The following is a 16,152-nucleotide window of genomic DNA, read 5'->3' as shown; positions in this document are numbered from 1 at the left end:
AAAAATAAGAAAAAAAGTCGCATGTGTACGACTTTTCTCTTATTTACAAACAACCAGCACAATAGTTTATTTTAATGTCATTGATTTCATTTTACAAGTTGCGTAGGAGAATTATTTATAAATAAAGTGAGGCTAGAAAAATACCCTCAACTTTTAGGAGAATGTCATGAAATTGAGATAAAGGCAATGGATTTATTCCCCTTCCAAGCTCTATAGTAAAACCAGGACGCTTAAACTCTTGAATATACCAGTCCTTGAATCCCGCATGACTATCTACATTTCTTATCGCCTTGTATCCACTGACTCGCTCGAATTCCTTTGCCAGAATCCCTGATTCAAGAGGTTCAAAGCCTTCATAGCCCCAATAGAACTCTTCGCCTTGAGTATGGAAGGCAAGGATTCGATCGTAATGATTTTTTTTCATTAAATTTGCCATTGCAATTGCTTCAGGTTCTGATAAAGAAGACTCGCCGGGATAATCTCTAGGTGCAGGAGACTTAGGTTCCTTCCTCTCCTGCTCAATCTCCCAATTTGCAGGGAACTGGTTGTTTAAGTCTACTCCTCTAATATTTGCCTTCCAATGAACAAAATCATTGCTGCCTTCGTTGATATTCACCACTTCATCCCGACAGCTTTTTGGTGGGCCATTTAATACTAGGTCTACCCCGTCTGGATTTACCATTGGTACAATTGATAATTCCGTTTCATTATATAAATTTATTGTATTAATTCCTCTTATTGCATCCCGATTTGTTAATGAAATGAGGTACCGATTCACAAGGTTCATTACTATCATTGTTGTAATCCATTCGTTAGCATGAAAAGAGGCATTCATATGAACTTTTTTCAACCCTTTTCCAATTCTAATTTCTTGAATTGGATTCCCTAAAACACTAGTACCAATTGTCTCAACATTAATAAATGGATAATACTTCTTAAGAGTTTTTATTTGCTTGACTAATATCCCTGAACCAAATGGCAATTTTGAACTAACATTTTGCTTTACTATTCGTTCTGGCAGATAGAGAATTTCACCTGGAATTAGTCGATTGGGATTTTTCATTTGATTTAGAATCATTATAGCATCAATCGGTACGTTTTTTTCATTTCCAATCTTCCACAAAGTATCGTCTTCTTCTATTGTGTACGGAACAGAAACGTAGCCTGGAATGACTATTTTCTCACCAGGTTTCAAACTAACAGCGTTCGCTTTCACGTTTGAATCGGTAATAAGTTCAAGCGGGACCCTAAATAATCGGCCATAATACGAAAATGAATCACCATCTCGGACTCGAACTTCCATCTTCTTCCCCTCCTTCCATCATAAAAATCATATGACAAAAGACGGTAGAAAATGAGTACAACAAAAACCTGCATGTAATTGCAGGTTTCGTTTATTCTTTATAAATCTAGTTTATTTTTAATAAGCCAAGCCGCACCAATTGCTCCGGCATCATTACCTAATGTTGCCAGTGAAAGAGTTGTAGACTCTCTAACTGCTGAGAAAGCAAACATTGAGAAGTTAACTTTTACTGCGTCTAATAGAAGGTCCCCTGCACGAGATACACCACCGCCAAGGACTATTGATTCCGGATTTAGTGTATTAGCTATATTCGCAAGAACAAATCCTAGATGAAAGGCAACCTCATCAGTTATTTTAATAGCCAGTTCATCACCATTACGAGCACTATCAAAAACATCCTTCGCTGTAACTTTTCCATTATCAGCCATGATCACGCCAAGCTGTCCCTTTGCTTCGGATTTTGAAAGTTCAACTTCAGCCAAACGAACAATTCCCGTTGCAGAAGCAATTGTTTCTAGACAGCCAGACTTTCCACAGTTACAAGCTGCTCCTCCAAATGGGATAGCTGTGATATGACCAATCTCACCAGCTGCGCCGTTAGTACCTCGTACGATATTACCGTTAGCAATTACTCCGCCGCCTACGCCCGTTCCAAGCGTCACACACACAAGATCTCTGGCACCCTTACCTGCACCATTCCACATTTCCCCTAATGCAGCACAATTAGCATCATTTTCAATAACAACCGGCAAGCCTGTTAGTGAATGCAAACTTTCTTGTAAAGGAAAGTTATCCTTCCACCCCAGATTAACAACATTTAAAACAACACCTGTCTCATAATCTATTGGACCAGGCGCTCCCATACCGATTCCAATTAATTTTGACTTTTGTTCATTTAAGTCTGCTAATTTTTGATTGATTGCATTCGCAATATTACTTGTAATATTTTGACCTTCATCACAGTTATCCGTAGGAATTTCCCACTTATGAAGGATTTCTCCGTTCAAGTTAATAAAAGCGATTTTTGTGGTGGTCCCACCTAGGTCAACACCAACAATCCATTGTTCCGACACCCTAATCACCTATCTTTTTTCTTCTTTTTCTTTTAAAAATCTAATTTCATGTCTTAAAATTAACAGTGCAGTTGAGTATTCTTTCGGTTCGATTAACTGAGCTTGATACAAATCTTTTAATTCTGACTCCATTAATTCTAGGTCCGCGATTCGATCCCCAATGTAAATAATTGTTCCATATTGTTTTAAAAATTGCTGAATATCATAAATTGACTTCATCTATTTAGCCCTCTTACATAAAGAATGAGAAACATTACATGTAAAGTATACCTTAAGCCCCTACCACCCTCAAGCGGTTCTTGCGAAGAAATGAAAACAAGAATTTGGCATGTCCAGTCAGTTGTTCCCATATAACATTAATAAAGCTGCTATTAATCTCTCAATAGTAAAAAGGAAGGATGTGGGGTAAATGAAAAGAACCTATTTGGTGCTAGGTGTATTTATCATAGTTATTTTAGCTTTTACGATACATCAGTATAAAAAGCCGGAGGTACAGGAGAGTATTACCTACTTCCCAATTGATCCAAAGGTAAGCTTTAAAACAGCACAAACCACTCTTACAAAAATGAATAAACCCGCAAATACATTTCAATGGAAGGAATCCTCCACTTTGGATCGCAAAGCATACTTAAGGCAGGATGCTGCTTTGCTTTATGGCAACGGACGTCTTATCGATGAACTTTGGAACTGGAAGCAGAATACTGCAGTAATTGAACAGGAAAAAAGAATAACTATGGATAAAAATGTTCTTTTACAAGCTATTACTTTTCACCACGCAGAGCTCCACGAAACCGAAAATCAAATATTCAGTTCTCAAGCAATGTCATCTGATCAAATTTACCTCCTTACATCTATTGCTGATGAGGAAAATGTAAAGAAACAGTTGGAACAGCAGATAGAAAGAACGCTGCAACTCAGCTGGAATAAAGGATTGCGTCATTTTTCTATTAATTTAAGCAACTACCAAGCATTTCCCCTCAGCGAATTTAATGAACGTTCCAAGGACTCCTTACCGGGTTTTACAAAATCAGAAACTGCTGCAATTGTAGGAAACCTTTGGGAGGGCTTATATAAAAATTATATCCTTGGAATAAAAAAAGCAGAGGGTGCCATTGAAAACCCCAAAGGCAGTACCCTCCCACTTATTTTAATTGCAAACGACAAAACACATTTATTAGTATTAATAGAGACAGCATCAGGTGAACCTATTCTCCTCCGTCAGATGATGGCAGTAAACGATTAAGTTCCTGAACCAAGTCAGAGTATTCCTGTTGGCTTGAGTTTAATTCTGCCGCCTTTTCAGCATTGTTTTTTGCTTCCTTTAGGTCATTTTCCTCTAAATAGAGCAAGGCTAAATTATAGTAGGCTTCAGGTAAATCCGGGTCTAATTGTATCAATTTGAGCAGATGAGATTTTGCATCTTCGAGTTTGTTCATCTTAATTTCTACAAAAGATAAGGCAAAATATACATCTAGAGACGGAGTACCTGCGTCCTCCACGTATTTCGTTAGTACACCATATGCTTGTTCATAGTTCTCTTGTTTAATATATTCTTGAGCTAACATCATAGTAGAGCTCTCATTCCCACTTGTAGCAGAATGTTGAAAACCATATACTAAGGAGCCATATATGATTGATGCAGATAGTAATAAAAATAGTGTCTGTAAGAATGGCTTCCTTTTCCTAGGGAAATGAAAAATACCTGCTGCTAGGAAACCTCCTGCCAAACCTCCTAAATGACCAGCATTATCTATGATAGATACGGTAAAACCAAATATTAAATTAAAAATTAATACGGGTATAACACTTGGTCCAATTGTCCGAAAAAAAAGCTTAGGATATATAAGAGCAAAGTAGAGTAAGGCTCCGAAACACCCAAAGATTGCCCCACTTGCTCCTGCTGAAATATTAGGGCTAAAAATAAAACTGGCAATAACCCCGGATATTCCCGCAAAAAGATAGATAAATAAAAATCGGGTATTGCCAAAGATTTTCTCCACAGCCGGGCCTAAAAAGTATAAAGCCAGGGTATTCATTGCTAAATGTAATAAACCGATGTGAAGGAAGATAGGCGTTATGAATCTCCACCACTCTCCCTCGTAGATATAAGGATTAAATTTGGCTCCAAACTTAATCAGAGTAGTTGTATTCGTGCTGCCCCCTTGAAGCTCTAAAAGTAAGAAAAGTGCAACCTGGATGATCATAAAAAGGTATGTAAAAAATGGTTTAGCATTTGAGAACATTTCTTTTTCTTTTTTAGACTTTTGGATGGCTGAATCTAATGCTGCTTTCTTTTGATCCATTACCTCTTCGTCTGAATACTCATCACGTATCGGGAAGGAAATTTCTCTTTCCAGTCTTGCTGATAATGCTTTAAAACCTGATTCGTATTGGCTGCCTGTTAATAACACGGAGGTTACACTTGTTTTATTTCCCTGTGGATAGATAAATGGAGTTTGCAGAACATATTCATAATCATCAACCGGAGGAAATTGACTTATATAGATATTTACAACCGAAAGCTCTCCACGACCGATTTGTTTCCCTATCTGTTCTCCATTCGAGGCTGTAAATTCTATATCTCTTTGCAATGAGTTGCTCCAGTCTAAATCAATCCGTACCAATCGAAGTATGGGCGCCTTTTTATTCTCAAGTTTTTCCAGCCATAATTCTTTTTGGTTTTCAAATAATTGAATAATTCGGTAGTCTTGCTCCGAAATAAAGAAATGTGCCAATCTCCAAAAGGCATAATCCTCTCTGTAATTCAATACCCCCACTACTTTCTATTAAGACCTAAAGTCAAAATTATTATTTTTTATTCATCTTTTACTTGTCTATTACATTATAAACGATAAACTTGCCTTAGAATGATTAAACAAGAGAATAAGATGGGTATTTTTACAACAAAAAAACCATCTGTGGCTTTCACCATTCAGATGGTCTTTCTGTTGGTCTCCCAAAAACGGTCTGCATCATTTTACTTTTAACACCTGGGAAGCTCATGAATGAGCCTACAGCTATTCGACGCATCCAGCCTGACCTAAGCATTAGATTGATAATTCGAAACCTGAAGCGGTATGCAAAATAGCCAATGGACCCAATCATAAATATGGATGTCAACATACGAGACATTATCATCCCTCCTACCGATATTATGTGAATAGGAGGCTGATTTTATCCACTTTCAATTAGTATTTACTTAACACAGGGTCCATTGTTTGTTTTAGTACGTTAACTGAGTTCGTAAATTTTTCTTTTTCTTTCTTATTCAGATCAAGCTCTACAACTTCTCTTATTCCACTGCGGTTTACTACTGCAGGTACACCGATATAGACGTCTTTATGTCCATATTCACCATCTAAATAAGCCGAGACAGTTAAAACTGAATTTTCATCACGCAATATCGCTTTTGTTAATCGAACGAGCCCCATCGCAATGCCATAATAGGTGGCTCCCTTTCGCTCAATAATATGATAAGCAGCATCCCTGACATTGATAAATATATTATCTAGGTCCTCTTGGTTCGTTTCATGTTTACTTGTCCATTCGGAGATTTTCATTCCGGCAATGTCTGCGTGGCTCCATACTGGAAGTTCCGTGTCCCCATGCTCGCCGATGATATAAGCATGAACGTTACGTGTATCTACATCATAATACTGTCCTAATAAAAAGCGGAACCTTGCTGTATCTAAGATAGTTCCAGAACCAATTACACGTTCCTTTGGAAGCCCAGAGAATTTCCAGACAGCATATGTTAAAATATCAACTGGGTTCGTTGCAACAAGGAAAATACCATCAAAACCACTAGCCATTATTTGTTCAACTATCCCTTTAAAAATGTTGGTATTCTTCTCTACAAGGTCCAAGCGTGTTTCACCTGGTTTTTGGTTAGCTCCGGCCGTAATGACAACGAGGTCTGCTTGATTACAATCTGCATAGGTACCATACCAAATTTTAGTGCGTGAAGGTGCAAATGGTAACCCATGATTTAGATCCATCGCATCCCCTTCGGCTTTTGCTTCGTTTAAATCAACTAATACAAGTTCCTCTGTAATTCCTTGATTTAATAATGCAAATGCATAGCTTGAGCCAACAAAACCTGTTCCAACAAGGACAACTCTATTCACTTTTACCATGATATTTCCTCCTCAGGCATAGTGTGTATATTAATAATTGATTATACTTTTATTGTACAATATTTCACAAGTTTTCAACCAGGCGAAATTTTAAGTATAACGTTATTAGCCATTTTGTTAAACTATATAAATGAATATCATAGCTAGTATCGCAGCCATGAAACCAGATAAAAAATTCACCATATCATTATCCACTAAATGCCACCCTTTTATTCTTTTTGCTTCACTTTGGCAATGAACCTTTTTCTCCGTTTCAATCCCACATGTACGGCAAATATAAACCTGTTGATAATAGGCTCCCATTAACGTATCAATGATATTTCCTAGGAAGCCGAATATGAAAATGATAAAGAAGTAGACTATCTCCAAATGGAAAAACCAAGCCCCTGCAAATGCAATTAACAAGGACCCTAATAAGGCAGCAGTAGTCCCTAACACACTAATGGCACCTGATGTTCCTTTTTCTATTGGTTTAAATGTACGTATGTATATAGGTTTCTTTTTGCTTAAGGTGCCGATTTCGGATGCCCACGTATCTGAATTCGAACTAGCGAGGCAAACAATAAAACCAATCAGCCAGACGATGTCCTGTTGAAAATAATAAATAATACTTAGCAATGCTGCAGAGCCGCCATTTGCCATTACTTGGCGCCAATCTCTAGTAGCTCCCTTTGCTAATTTCTCTTCCATTTCCTTCTTTACTGAACTTTTATATTTAGACCATGTGCTGGATGTTACAAAGAATATTCCGAGCAGAATAAGCCCTTTTACACCAAACCCGAAATACACAGCTGTTCCAACAAATACTGCCGCAATTGCTCCATTACTACTTAATGACCGTTGTAAAAAACCTGCAATACCGCCTAAAATAATAATTGTAATAATAATTAGTGTTTGAATCATCTTATCGTAATTACCTCATCATTTGTGATAATGATTGAGACAGGAATATCATGCTCTTCAATAGTAAATTGCGGAATAACTTGGAAATCAAAAGCAAGTGAGATAGTTTTACCACTATACTGTGGTAAATAGCGATCATAGTATCCCCCGCCAAAGCCCAGACGGAACCCTTCTCTTGTAAAAGCTAACCCAGGCACAATCAAAAGGTCAATGTCTTTAGGCATCACTTCAATCGTCTTTTCTATTATTGGTTCAAGTAACCCATAAAAAACAGATTCAAGCTGTGAAAATTGTGTTATTTTGTGAAAGGTTAAAATCTTCTCTTTCGGATGGCACTTTGGAGCGACAACCTCTTTTCCAGATTCCCAAGCCTTTCGAATAATTTGATAAGTATCAACCTCTGGCTGCTTCGAGATAGTAACTCCGATTACCTTCGCTTGTTTCCAGTCTTCATGATTATATAAATTCCTTGCAATTTTATAGGAATAGTCTTCATAGTTAGGTTTAGAAAGTCCAGACAGTAATTCTTTCATTTCTTTTCGTCTACTATTTTTTTCATTCATGAGCGTCGCATTCTCCTTATTTTTATACAACAAAAAAAGCAGCAGGAAGCCCTACTGCTTATTTTGTTTCACGATGTGCTGTTGTACGCTTTTCTCTTGGGCAATATTTCTTAAGCTCAAGACGATCAGGGTTGTTACGTTTATTTTTTGTTGAAATATAGTTACGATCTCCACACTCAGTGCAAGCTAACGTAATATTTACACGCATGTTAATTTCCCTCCAAACGATTAAGCTAGTTCGTTCATACGACTTTTCTATAATATCATTTTTCAAAAGGAAATGCTAGTGCGATTTTAAATAAAAGCGAAAGCGCCTTGAACAGGCGCTTTCGTTAGACAATAAAATTTTTATTTGCGATTCGTAGGAATTCTTTTGAGTCAATTCAGTATATAAAAAGTCATTCATTTTTCTACACCGTATTTTTTTGATTCTCCATAGTAGCTGTAAGTACTTACATAATCAATCCATCTTGGTGAAAAATTATCAATCTGTTGAATGTTCACTAAGTCAGTATAAATTTCACTGCTGTTTATATTCCCTATCGCAGGAGTTTGAACTGAGTTTGAGCGGAGAATTGGAAAAAACTCATTTTCTTTTAATTTTACTCCTAATTCAGCTATGTAACTCCGATTCGCTGTCAATCCCTTAATAAACCAATAACCCTTGTTATAAGGAACTGTAATATCATAGTAATGATGAGCATTCTTCCCATTAAAAATTATATCACTTACATCATAAATCCTCACGATATGAACTAGTTCTTCAAAAGGTCTATCAAAAAATAAAGTTATGACCTTGCTAGGAATTTTAGATGTCTCCCAATAAAGAATTATCTTTCTAGGGTTAACCAGTTTAACCTGCAGCTCCCCCTTAACTGGAGTATAATCGACTGTTGTCTGATTTACCTCACTGTCTTCCTTTTGCATCTTCTCCTCATCCAAAATAACTTCTACTTGATGTTTCTGAGAATGGATATATTTATTCCATCGATATTGAACTCTTCCAATAGTGGTATTCAAGTGTGAGGCGATTTTTCGGAACGATAAACCATCCTCTCTTAGTTTAATAATTTCTTCAATCATTGTTCTTCCTCCATTTCCGCAAACAACTACTATATGCAAAAGAAATCGAAATATTCTTTCATAGATACTATTAATGGTAACATCAGGAAACAACCTGTACAATGAACGTATTTTGTCGTATTTTGCTCGTACATAATAAGACAATCTTCTCAGCACAAAAAAAAGATGAGCCATTTGATAGGACTCATCTTTTGGGTGATTTATTAATTTTTTACTCATTTAGGTTGAACGTTTTACCTGTTACCAGGTAAATGACATTCTCAGCAATATTTGTAGAATGATCTGCAATTCTTTCGATAAATCGGCAAACAAAAGAAAGTTGAATGATCTGGTTTGTAGCATTCGGATTGTCAGGTACCATGCTGATTAGTTCATGAACTAGTTTACCGAACATTTTATCCACATCGTCATCTTTTTCAGCACATTTTTGTGCCAACATAACATCTTCGTCTATATAAGCCTTCACGGACATGGATACCATTTCGAGGGCCTTATCCATCATTTTCGGAATATCCAAGATTTCTTTAAAATGCTTTTCATTACCGATATGCAAGGTAGCTTTTGCAATATTAACCGCCATATCAGCCATTCGTTCTACTTCAGATGAAACCTTCAGAGCGACATTAAGTGTTCTTAAATCTTTGGCGACAGGCGATTCTCTCGCAATCAAAAGCAATGCTCTATCATGAATTTCATGTTCCAAGGCGTCTATTTTATCATCACCATCAATGACCGAATTAGCTTTTTCAATATCGTGATTAATAAGGGCGCTTAGTGACTCACGAACGGCCGTCTCCGCTAAACGTTCCATTTCTAAAAGTTTCTCTTTTAAATCCGTTAATTTACTATCAAATTTTGATCTTGTACTCATCTCTTCACCTCATCATCCAAATCTTCCTGTAATATAGTCCTCAGTTCTCTTATCTGCTGGAGTAGAGAAAATTTTATTAGTTTCTGAAAATTCTACCACTTCACCATTCAAAAAGAAAGCAGTTTTCTTCGATATACGTGCAGCCTGCTGCATGTTATGAGTAACGATAATAATACTGAATTCCTTTTTCAATTCTTGTACAAGTTCTTCTACTTTTAATGTTGAAATTGGGTCAAGTGCAGAAGTCGGCTCATCCATTAAAATGACATCTGGCTCTATCGCAAGACAGCGGGCGATACAGAGACGCTGTTGCTGACCCCCAGATAACCCGTAAGCATTTTGATTGAGACGGTCCTTTACCTCATCCCAAATCGCAGCCCCACGTAAGCTTTTTTCAACAATTTGATCTAAGATTTTTTTATCGCGAATACCATGTATTTTTGGTCCATAAGCCACATTTTCATAAATTGATTTTGGAAATGGATTTGGCTTTTGGAATACCATTCCAACCTTTGTTCTCAATTCTTCTACTTGGTAAGATTTATCGAGGATATTTTTCCCTCGATAGAGAATTTCACCTGAAGTTCTAACACCTGGTACTAGTTCTATCATACGATTTAATGTTTTAATATACGTTGATTTTCCACAACCTGAAGGTCCGATAATAGCCGTCACTTCATTTTCCATAATATCCAGGTTTATTTTCTTTAGCGCTTGATTATCGCCATACCATAAATCTAAGTCGCTTGTTTTATAAACAATTTTTTTTTCTTGTGGATTTACAACTTTTGCAGCGGCAGTAGATGTTTCCATAATAGTTTGCCTCCCTAATCATAGCCTTAATATCTTTTTTGGAATTTATTGCGAATTAAAACAGCAATAGAATTCATAATTATTAACATCACAAGTAAAACGATAATACCTGCGGCAGCTAATGCGTGAAACTCAACTTGAGGACGACCTGTCCAATTGTAAATTTGTAAAGGTAAAACTGTAATGCTATCTAAAAGTGTTTTTGGTAAAAAGGCAAGAAATAAAGGCATTCCAAGGACTACAAGCGGTGCAGTTTCTCCGATGGCACGAGAAAGAGCCAAAATTCCGCCCGTAAGTATCCCTGGAATTGCAGCAGGAAGAACAATACGGACGATAGTCTGCCATTTAGTTGCGCCTAACCCAAATGAAGCCTCTCTTAATTGATTGGGCACCGCACGTATAGCTTCTTGTGCAGCTACAATAATGACTGGCAAAACAAGTAGACTCATGGTCAGTCCTGCGGCCAAAACACTTGTCCCAAATGCTAATGCACGTACAAATACTGTTAATCCAAGTAATCCGAAAACAATAGACGGGACACCAGCTAAATTGGATATATTAACTTTAATAAAATTTGTTATCACATTGTCTTTTGCATATTCTTCAAGATAAATGGCAGTACCCACACCTAGAAGTAATGAAACAGGTGCAACAACCGCCATAAGCCAAATAGTTCCAATTAACGCAGCATAAACACCTGCATTTTCAGGTTTTCTTGAAGGCAGACTTTGTAAAAATTGCAAATCTAAATAGCCAAATCCTTGAGAGAATATGCGAAATAATAATATTCCTAGTATTAATAAAACAAACATAGTTAAAGCAAAAAATATCCATTTTGAAATAGAATTTTTTGATAATCTTGATTTCATCCGCTTTACGACGGTTTCATGATTAATTAGATTCATTAATATTCCTCCCTAAAACGGCGAGTGATGTATTGAGCTAATAAATTCATCACTAATGTAAATACAAATAGGGTCATCCCAACAGCATAAATACTATAGTAGATTGTCGTACCATATCCTACATCCCCTTGGCTGACTTGAACAATATATGCTGTCATCGTTTGAATGGAGCCCGTTATATCCCATTCAAGATTAGGTGTAGATCCCCCAGCTACTGCAACAATCATTGTTTCCCCGATGGCTCGTGAGATACCTAATACAATAGAGGCAACTATTCCTGAAATAGCTGCTGGCAAGACGACTTTAATAGCTACTTCAAATTTAGTCGCTCCTAGTGCTAGTGCACCTTCTCGCATTGAATTTGGAACTGAAGTCATCGCATCTTCTGAAAGAGAAGCAATCATCGGTGTTATCATAATTCCAATGACAATACCGGGGCTTAAAGCATTAAAAATTTCAAGGGATGGAATTATATCACGTAATATAGGAGTAACAAAGGTTAGCGCAAAAAATCCATAAACAATTGTTGGAATTCCGGCTAAAACTTCCAATATCGGTTTAATAATTCTGCGAGCAGAATCTGTTGCATACTCACTCAAATAAATGGCTGAAGCCAATCCGATAGGAACAGCAACAATAGCAGCTATTACAGTTACCTTTAGCGTTCCCATTACTAACGGTAGAATACCGAATGATCCATTGGTTTCGGAAAAAGGATACCATACTTTAGCTGTAAAAAATTCTTTAATCGATACAGCATCAAAAAATAAAAATGTCTCAAAAATAAGTGTAAGAACAATGCCAATCGTTGTCAAAACAGAGACAGCCGCCGTGAGGAATAAGATATATGGCATAATTTTTTCTGTAATTCCACCAGCACTTTTCTTTTTCTTCTTCTCTTGAATCATTTTTTGAACCGAGAAGGAATTGGTGTTTTGAGTGGCCAATTTGAAAACCCCTTTCATTCCAATGACAAGATGAGAAGCACATTTTACCATGCTTCTCACCTATAAAATTATTCTAAATCTTACTTAAGAGTTTCTAATGTATCTAGTTGCTTTGTATAGTCTGCTTCTGGTAATTTTACATATCCAACATCTTCAGATAAGGTTGCAGCATTTTCTAAAAGGAACTTTACGAAATCATATACTTCTTCTTGATCTTTAATAGCAGAGTTTTTCACATAAGTGAATAATGGACGTGATAATGGAGCATACTCGCCAGATTCAATTGTTTTATTATTCGGCTCAACAGGGCCATTTCCGCCATCAATTTTAACAACTTTTAAAGAATCTTTGTTTTCAGCATAGTAAGCATAACCGAAGTAGCCAATTGCATTCTTATCACCCTTAACACCTTGTACTAGAATATTGTCATCTTCAGAAAGAGTTGCTTTTTGAACAATCGGTTGTTCGTCAAGAATTACTTCATCGAAGTAATCAAATGTTCCTGAATCTGCACCTGGTGAGTATAATTTGATTTCTTCAGCTGGCCAATCTGGATTGATATCCGACCATTTTTTTGTTGTACCATCTTCGATCCAAATCTTCTTTAAATCATCGATTGTTAAACTTTCTACCCAATCATTGTCTTTATTTACTACTACTGAAAGTCCGTCAAATGCTAATTTAACTTCTGTAAAATCGATTCCTTTTTCTTTAAGACCTGCTGCTTCTTCATCTTTAATAGGACGAGAAGCATTACTTAATTCAGTCTCACCTGCGATGAAAGCTTTAAAACCGCCTCCAGTTCCTGATGAACCAACTGAAACTTTAACACCCGGTTGTGTCATACCATATTCTTCAACAACTGCTTCCATAATTGGGAAAACTGTAGATGAACCGTCTATTTTAATTTCACCTTGAAGTTGCTTTGTTTCTTCGCCAGCTTGTTCTTTGTTGCCTTCAGTACCTTGTGCACCACAAGCTGCAGTGATTGCTAGCACACCAGTCATCATTGCTGTTAGTGCTAATTTCTTAAAGCTTTTCATTACTTAATTCCCCCTACGAAATTGGTTTGTTTTTATCGTGTTCGTTTTCCTTACAAGATTAATAATATACCCCTTCTGTAAAGCTTGTTTTAATGAATTGTAAAGGTTTTGTAAATGCGTGTATGACTTTTGTAAATCACAAATAAAAAAGTACTATTATTAACATGTTCAATTATTAAAAAAATATAAAAAAAAACTGCCTCAGGTTATTGAGACAGGTTGCGAAAAAACTATTGGTTGTTTTGTTGGGTATCTGTTGTTTCATTCATATCTTCAGCATTCTCTGCTACGTCTTGGTTTTCCGTCGCAGGAGTCTGCTTCTTTAGATTAAAATAGGTATCCAATACTCTTTTACCAATGATATTAGCTGTAGCTGGACCGCTGTTCCCCTGGTATGCCCATGGAACTAAAACGGCCATAGCTACCTCTGGATTATCAAACGGTGCATAGCTTATAAGACTGAGATTCATTACTTCAGGAGGTATTTTCCCAAAGTTCTTTCGCTGAGGACCATCATAGAAAGCTTGGGCAGTTCCTGTTTTACCTGCAGGATTGTACTCCACACCCTTAAAGGTGCTAACACCGGTACCATCCCCTACTTGCATAACCATTCTAAATCCTTCCTGTACCCGATCAATCCATTCATCCTTACCATCAATGCGATTCAGGATAGTAGGTTCTATTTCTTGAACAATTGGACCTAGTTGGTTATTCTCAAGCACAGGTTCACGAATTTCCTTTACAATATGAGGCTGAACACGATACCCGCCGTTCGCAATAGTTGAAACGTATTGTGCTAATTGCATAACCGTATAGGTATCATACTGGCCAATGGCTAAGTCAAGTAGTAAACCAGGCTGCTTTAAAGGTCCAACATATCCAGTACTCTCGTTTGGAAGGTCAATTCCTGTTTTTGTACCTAGACCAAACTGACTGAAAGATTGACGCATCGTGTCAAAAGCAGTTAAATCTAATGGCAGCGGCTTATTAGGTGCGTAGGTCCCGCCTGCCATCTCAATTACTGTCTTCCACATATATACGTTTGACGATACTTGTAGTGCTCTAAGGTCATTAATAGATCCAAAATTCTTCCAAGAAGATTTAGGCGGTGTATTTTTTATTAATAATGGTGAATCATACTGAGTAGAACCTGGGCGAATTGCCCCTGTATTATAACCAGTTAATATGGTTGCTCCTTTAACAACAGACCCAACCGCATAAGAGGTCGTAATATTCCCGAGAGCAAAGTCACGCATTTCTTGTTTGTTAGTCTCATCATTTTTAGCAATTTGCTTTCCGGCCATTGTTAATATTTCCCCAGTATGTGGATTCATAAGAACAACAAAGGCTCGGTCTAATAGTGCCGATTTAGAATTTTGTTTTGCATTCCAAAGTTCCTCTTCAATTATTTTTTCTATTTCTAGTTGAAGATTCATATCAATCGTCAGAACAAGGTCTTTTCCACGCTGCCCTTCTGAAACCACTTCTGTAGACAGAATCTTGCCACCTTTATCCGTGACATTTTTAACTTTACCCTTTTGTCCATGTAAGACATCTTCATATTGCAGCTCAATATAACTTTTACCGACCCGATCATTTCGATTATAATCCCGAGCAAGATATTCCTCTAGTTTATCCTTTGGTAATCCTTCATCGGAAGACGTTACATTTCCGAGTACAGTCTTTAATGTACTCCCAAATGCATAGTTTCGTTCCCAATCCGTTGTAGTATCCACACCAGGCAGCTCTTCTAAATTCTCACTGACCACCGCAAATTCTTCAGGTGTGACATTTTCGTTTTTTACGATTTGTTGGGTTAGGGCATAACCACTATTAAATTCCCTGAATATGGCCAGAGTTTCTAAATCTTGTTGAGATAAACTTTTTAGGTCATCTTCCGTTATTCTTTTTAGCTGAAGGTTATATAATTCTTTATCATCTAATTCGTCTTGGTCGTATAAGTCCCATTCTTTTTCAGTAATTTTTTCTTTTGCCTTCTCTGAATTCTTTAATAACCAGAAATCCTTTTTATCACGATCCCGAACTTTAGATGTATCTTTATCAATCAGCTGTGCCAAACGTTCAGCAGTTTCAAGCATTTCCTCTTGGCTTGAATCCTGAAATTTCGTGTACGTAATGGCGTTTAACGGGGTATTATCCACAATAATTTTTCCGTTACGGTCAAACATTTTTCCCCGAGGCACTGGATTATTAACGGTTATATCTTCTGTCCGCTCAATTTCACGTTTAAAATCCTCACCATAAACGATTTGTACTAAACCTAAACGTAGAATAAGAACAGAAAACAGCATAAATACAACAAAGAAAAGCATGTTCAAACGAAAAGTAACATGCGGCTTCTTCTTCTTTTTAAGATTCAACTTCTCCACTTCCTTGTCATCTCGACATTATAAGCCTTATTTTAGCTGAAAATCACCCCATTTACTACGAAAAACTCTTACCAATTGACAACCTTCAACAAACAACTACAAAACCCCTAAAAATAAAAAAA

17 protein-coding genes are annotated in these 16,152 nt (G+C 36.9%); 1 reads left to right on the top strand and 16 read right to left on the bottom strand.

Features of this window, described 5'->3' with window-relative positions:
- Positions 1–115: 115 nt before the first annotated feature.
- The 3 genes from M3189_RS14175 to M3189_RS14165 form a co-directional block, all read right to left on the bottom strand.
- Positions 116–1,303: a M14 family metallopeptidase gene (locus M3189_RS14175; RefSeq protein ID WP_251634705.1), complete on the bottom strand. Its 1,188-nt coding sequence runs from the start codon at positions 1,301–1,303 to the stop codon at positions 116–118.
- Positions 1,304–1,401: 98 nt separating this feature from the next.
- Positions 1,402–2,376 (bottom strand): ROK family glucokinase, encoded by a 975-nt coding sequence (locus tag M3189_RS14170; RefSeq protein WP_251634704.1) that lies wholly within the window; start codon positions 2,374–2,376, stop codon positions 1,402–1,404.
- Between the two features lie 9 nt (positions 2,377–2,385).
- Positions 2,386–2,595: a YqgQ family protein gene (locus M3189_RS14165; protein WP_095247089.1), complete on the bottom strand. Its 210-nt coding sequence runs from the start codon at positions 2,593–2,595 to the stop codon at positions 2,386–2,388.
- 190 nt (positions 2,596–2,785) lie between these two features.
- Here M3189_RS14165 and M3189_RS14160 point away from each other — a divergent pair, with 190 nt between their 5' ends.
- The gene (locus M3189_RS14160) at positions 2,786–3,619 is read left to right on the top strand and encodes a hypothetical protein (RefSeq protein ID WP_251634703.1); all 834 of its coding nucleotides are present in this window, start codon (positions 2,786–2,788) and stop codon (positions 3,617–3,619) included.
- Here the strand turns inward: M3189_RS14160 and M3189_RS14155 are convergent.
- The 13 genes from M3189_RS14155 to M3189_RS14095 all read right to left on the bottom strand — a co-directional run bounded on the left by M3189_RS14155 (position 3,582) and on the right by M3189_RS14095 (position 15,973).
- Complete coding sequence (locus M3189_RS14155) at positions 3,582–5,111, bottom strand: rhomboid family intramembrane serine protease (RefSeq protein WP_251634702.1); 1,530 nt, start codon at positions 5,109–5,111, stop codon at positions 3,582–3,584. The genes M3189_RS14160 and M3189_RS14155 overlap by 38 nt on opposite strands.
- 190 nt (positions 5,112–5,301) lie before the next feature.
- Positions 5,302–5,508 carry a hypothetical protein gene (locus M3189_RS14150; protein ID WP_251634701.1) on the bottom strand — a complete coding sequence of 69 codons (207 nt, stop codon included), beginning with the start codon at positions 5,506–5,508 and terminating at the stop codon, positions 5,302–5,304.
- A 56-nt stretch (positions 5,509–5,564) separates the two neighbouring features.
- Entirely contained in the window at positions 5,565–6,515 is a 951-nt protein-coding gene (locus tag M3189_RS14145; RefSeq protein WP_251634792.1) for an L-lactate dehydrogenase, read from the bottom strand.
- 114 nt (positions 6,516–6,629) lie between these two features.
- Positions 6,630–7,415, bottom strand: coding sequence for a DUF92 domain-containing protein (locus M3189_RS14140; protein WP_251634700.1), 786 nt, complete (start codon positions 7,413–7,415; stop codon positions 6,630–6,632).
- Complete coding sequence (locus M3189_RS14135) at positions 7,412–7,978, bottom strand: 5-formyltetrahydrofolate cyclo-ligase (RefSeq protein ID WP_251634699.1); 567 nt, start codon at positions 7,976–7,978, stop codon at positions 7,412–7,414. Before M3189_RS14135 ends, M3189_RS14140 begins: the two co-directional genes overlap by 4 nt.
- A 58-nt stretch (positions 7,979–8,036) precedes the next feature.
- Positions 8,037–8,186 (bottom strand): 50S ribosomal protein L33, encoded by a 150-nt coding sequence (gene rpmG / locus M3189_RS14130; RefSeq protein ID WP_015594975.1) that lies wholly within the window; start codon positions 8,184–8,186, stop codon positions 8,037–8,039.
- A gap of 194 nt (positions 8,187–8,380) precedes the next feature.
- Positions 8,381–9,061: a DUF4912 domain-containing protein gene (locus M3189_RS14125; protein WP_251634698.1), complete on the bottom strand. Its 681-nt coding sequence runs from the start codon at positions 9,059–9,061 to the stop codon at positions 8,381–8,383.
- 211 nt (positions 9,062–9,272) lie between these two features.
- Positions 9,273–9,932: a phosphate signaling complex protein PhoU gene (phoU, locus tag M3189_RS14120; RefSeq protein WP_251634697.1), complete on the bottom strand. Its 660-nt coding sequence runs from the start codon at positions 9,930–9,932 to the stop codon at positions 9,273–9,275.
- Positions 9,933–9,944: 12 nt separating this feature from the next.
- Entirely contained in the window at positions 9,945–10,745 is an 801-nt protein-coding gene (pstB, locus tag M3189_RS14115) for a phosphate ABC transporter ATP-binding protein PstB (RefSeq protein WP_251634696.1), read from the bottom strand.
- A 26-nt stretch (positions 10,746–10,771) separates the two neighbouring features.
- On the bottom strand, positions 10,772–11,650 hold the full coding sequence (gene pstA, locus M3189_RS14110) for a phosphate ABC transporter permease PstA (protein ID WP_251634695.1): 879 nt from the start codon (positions 11,648–11,650) through the stop codon (positions 10,772–10,774).
- The gene (gene pstC, locus M3189_RS14105) at positions 11,650–12,615 is read right to left on the bottom strand and encodes a phosphate ABC transporter permease subunit PstC (protein WP_251634791.1); all 966 of its coding nucleotides are present in this window, start codon (positions 12,613–12,615) and stop codon (positions 11,650–11,652) included. The genes pstA and pstC overlap by 1 nt, the downstream gene beginning before the upstream one ends.
- A 62-nt stretch (positions 12,616–12,677) precedes the next feature.
- A complete protein-coding gene (locus M3189_RS14100; RefSeq protein ID WP_251634694.1) occupies positions 12,678–13,640 on the bottom strand; it encodes a PstS family phosphate ABC transporter substrate-binding protein in 963 nt (320 codons plus the stop codon).
- Positions 13,641–13,870: 230 nt separating this feature from the next.
- Positions 13,871–15,973: a peptidoglycan D,D-transpeptidase FtsI family protein gene (locus tag M3189_RS14095; protein ID WP_251634790.1), complete on the bottom strand. Its 2,103-nt coding sequence runs from the start codon at positions 15,971–15,973 to the stop codon at positions 13,871–13,873.
- Between the last annotated feature and the right edge of the window lie 179 nt (positions 15,974–16,152).

This window comes from Neobacillus niacini, assembly GCF_023715415.1.
In the GTDB taxonomy this organism is placed as follows: Bacteria; Bacillota; Bacilli; order Bacillales; family Cytobacillaceae; genus Neobacillus; species Neobacillus niacini_C.
Note: the sequence above shows the minus strand (reverse complement) of the source record. Positions and strands in the feature narration are given on the sequence as shown.

What these genes read in the sequence shown, in the direction of transcription:
- M3189_RS14100 (WP_251634694.1), bottom strand. Translation starts at nt 13,640, where the DNA reads ATGAAAAGCTTTAAGAAATTAGCACTAACAGCAATGATGACTGGTGTG.
- M3189_RS14125 (WP_251634698.1), bottom strand. Translation starts at nt 9,061, where the DNA reads ATGATTGAAGAAATTATTAAACTAAGAGAGGATGGTTTATCGTTCCGA.
- M3189_RS14135 (WP_251634699.1), bottom strand. Translation starts at nt 7,978, where the DNA reads ATGAATGAAAAAAATAGTAGACGAAAAGAAATGAAAGAATTACTGTCT.
- M3189_RS14165 (WP_095247089.1), bottom strand. Translation starts at nt 2,595, where the DNA reads ATGAAGTCAATTTATGATATTCAGCAATTTTTAAAACAATATGGAACA.
- M3189_RS14150 (WP_251634701.1), bottom strand. Translation starts at nt 5,508, where the DNA reads ATGTCTCGTATGTTGACATCCATATTTATGATTGGGTCCATTGGCTAT.
- pstA (WP_251634695.1), bottom strand. Translation starts at nt 11,650, where the DNA reads ATGAATCTAATTAATCATGAAACCGTCGTAAAGCGGATGAAATCAAGA.
- pstC (WP_251634791.1), bottom strand. Translation starts at nt 12,615, where the DNA reads ATGAAAGGGGTTTTCAAATTGGCCACTCAAAACACCAATTCCTTCTCG.
- M3189_RS14140 (WP_251634700.1), bottom strand. Translation starts at nt 7,415, where the DNA reads ATGATTCAAACACTAATTATTATTACAATTATTATTTTAGGCGGTATT.
- rpmG (WP_015594975.1), bottom strand. Translation starts at nt 8,186, where the DNA reads ATGCGTGTAAATATTACGTTAGCTTGCACTGAGTGTGGAGATCGTAAC.
- M3189_RS14160 (WP_251634703.1), top strand. Translation starts at nt 2,786, where the DNA reads ATGAAAAGAACCTATTTGGTGCTAGGTGTATTTATCATAGTTATTTTA.
- M3189_RS14095 (WP_251634790.1), bottom strand. Translation starts at nt 15,973, where the DNA reads ATGCTTTTCTTTGTTGTATTTATGCTGTTTTCTGTTCTTATTCTACGT.
- pstB (WP_251634696.1), bottom strand. Translation starts at nt 10,745, where the DNA reads ATGGAAACATCTACTGCCGCTGCAAAAGTTGTAAATCCACAAGAAAAA.
- M3189_RS14175 (WP_251634705.1), bottom strand. Translation starts at nt 1,303, where the DNA reads ATGGAAGTTCGAGTCCGAGATGGTGATTCATTTTCGTATTATGGCCGA.
- phoU (WP_251634697.1), bottom strand. Translation starts at nt 9,932, where the DNA reads ATGAGTACAAGATCAAAATTTGATAGTAAATTAACGGATTTAAAAGAG.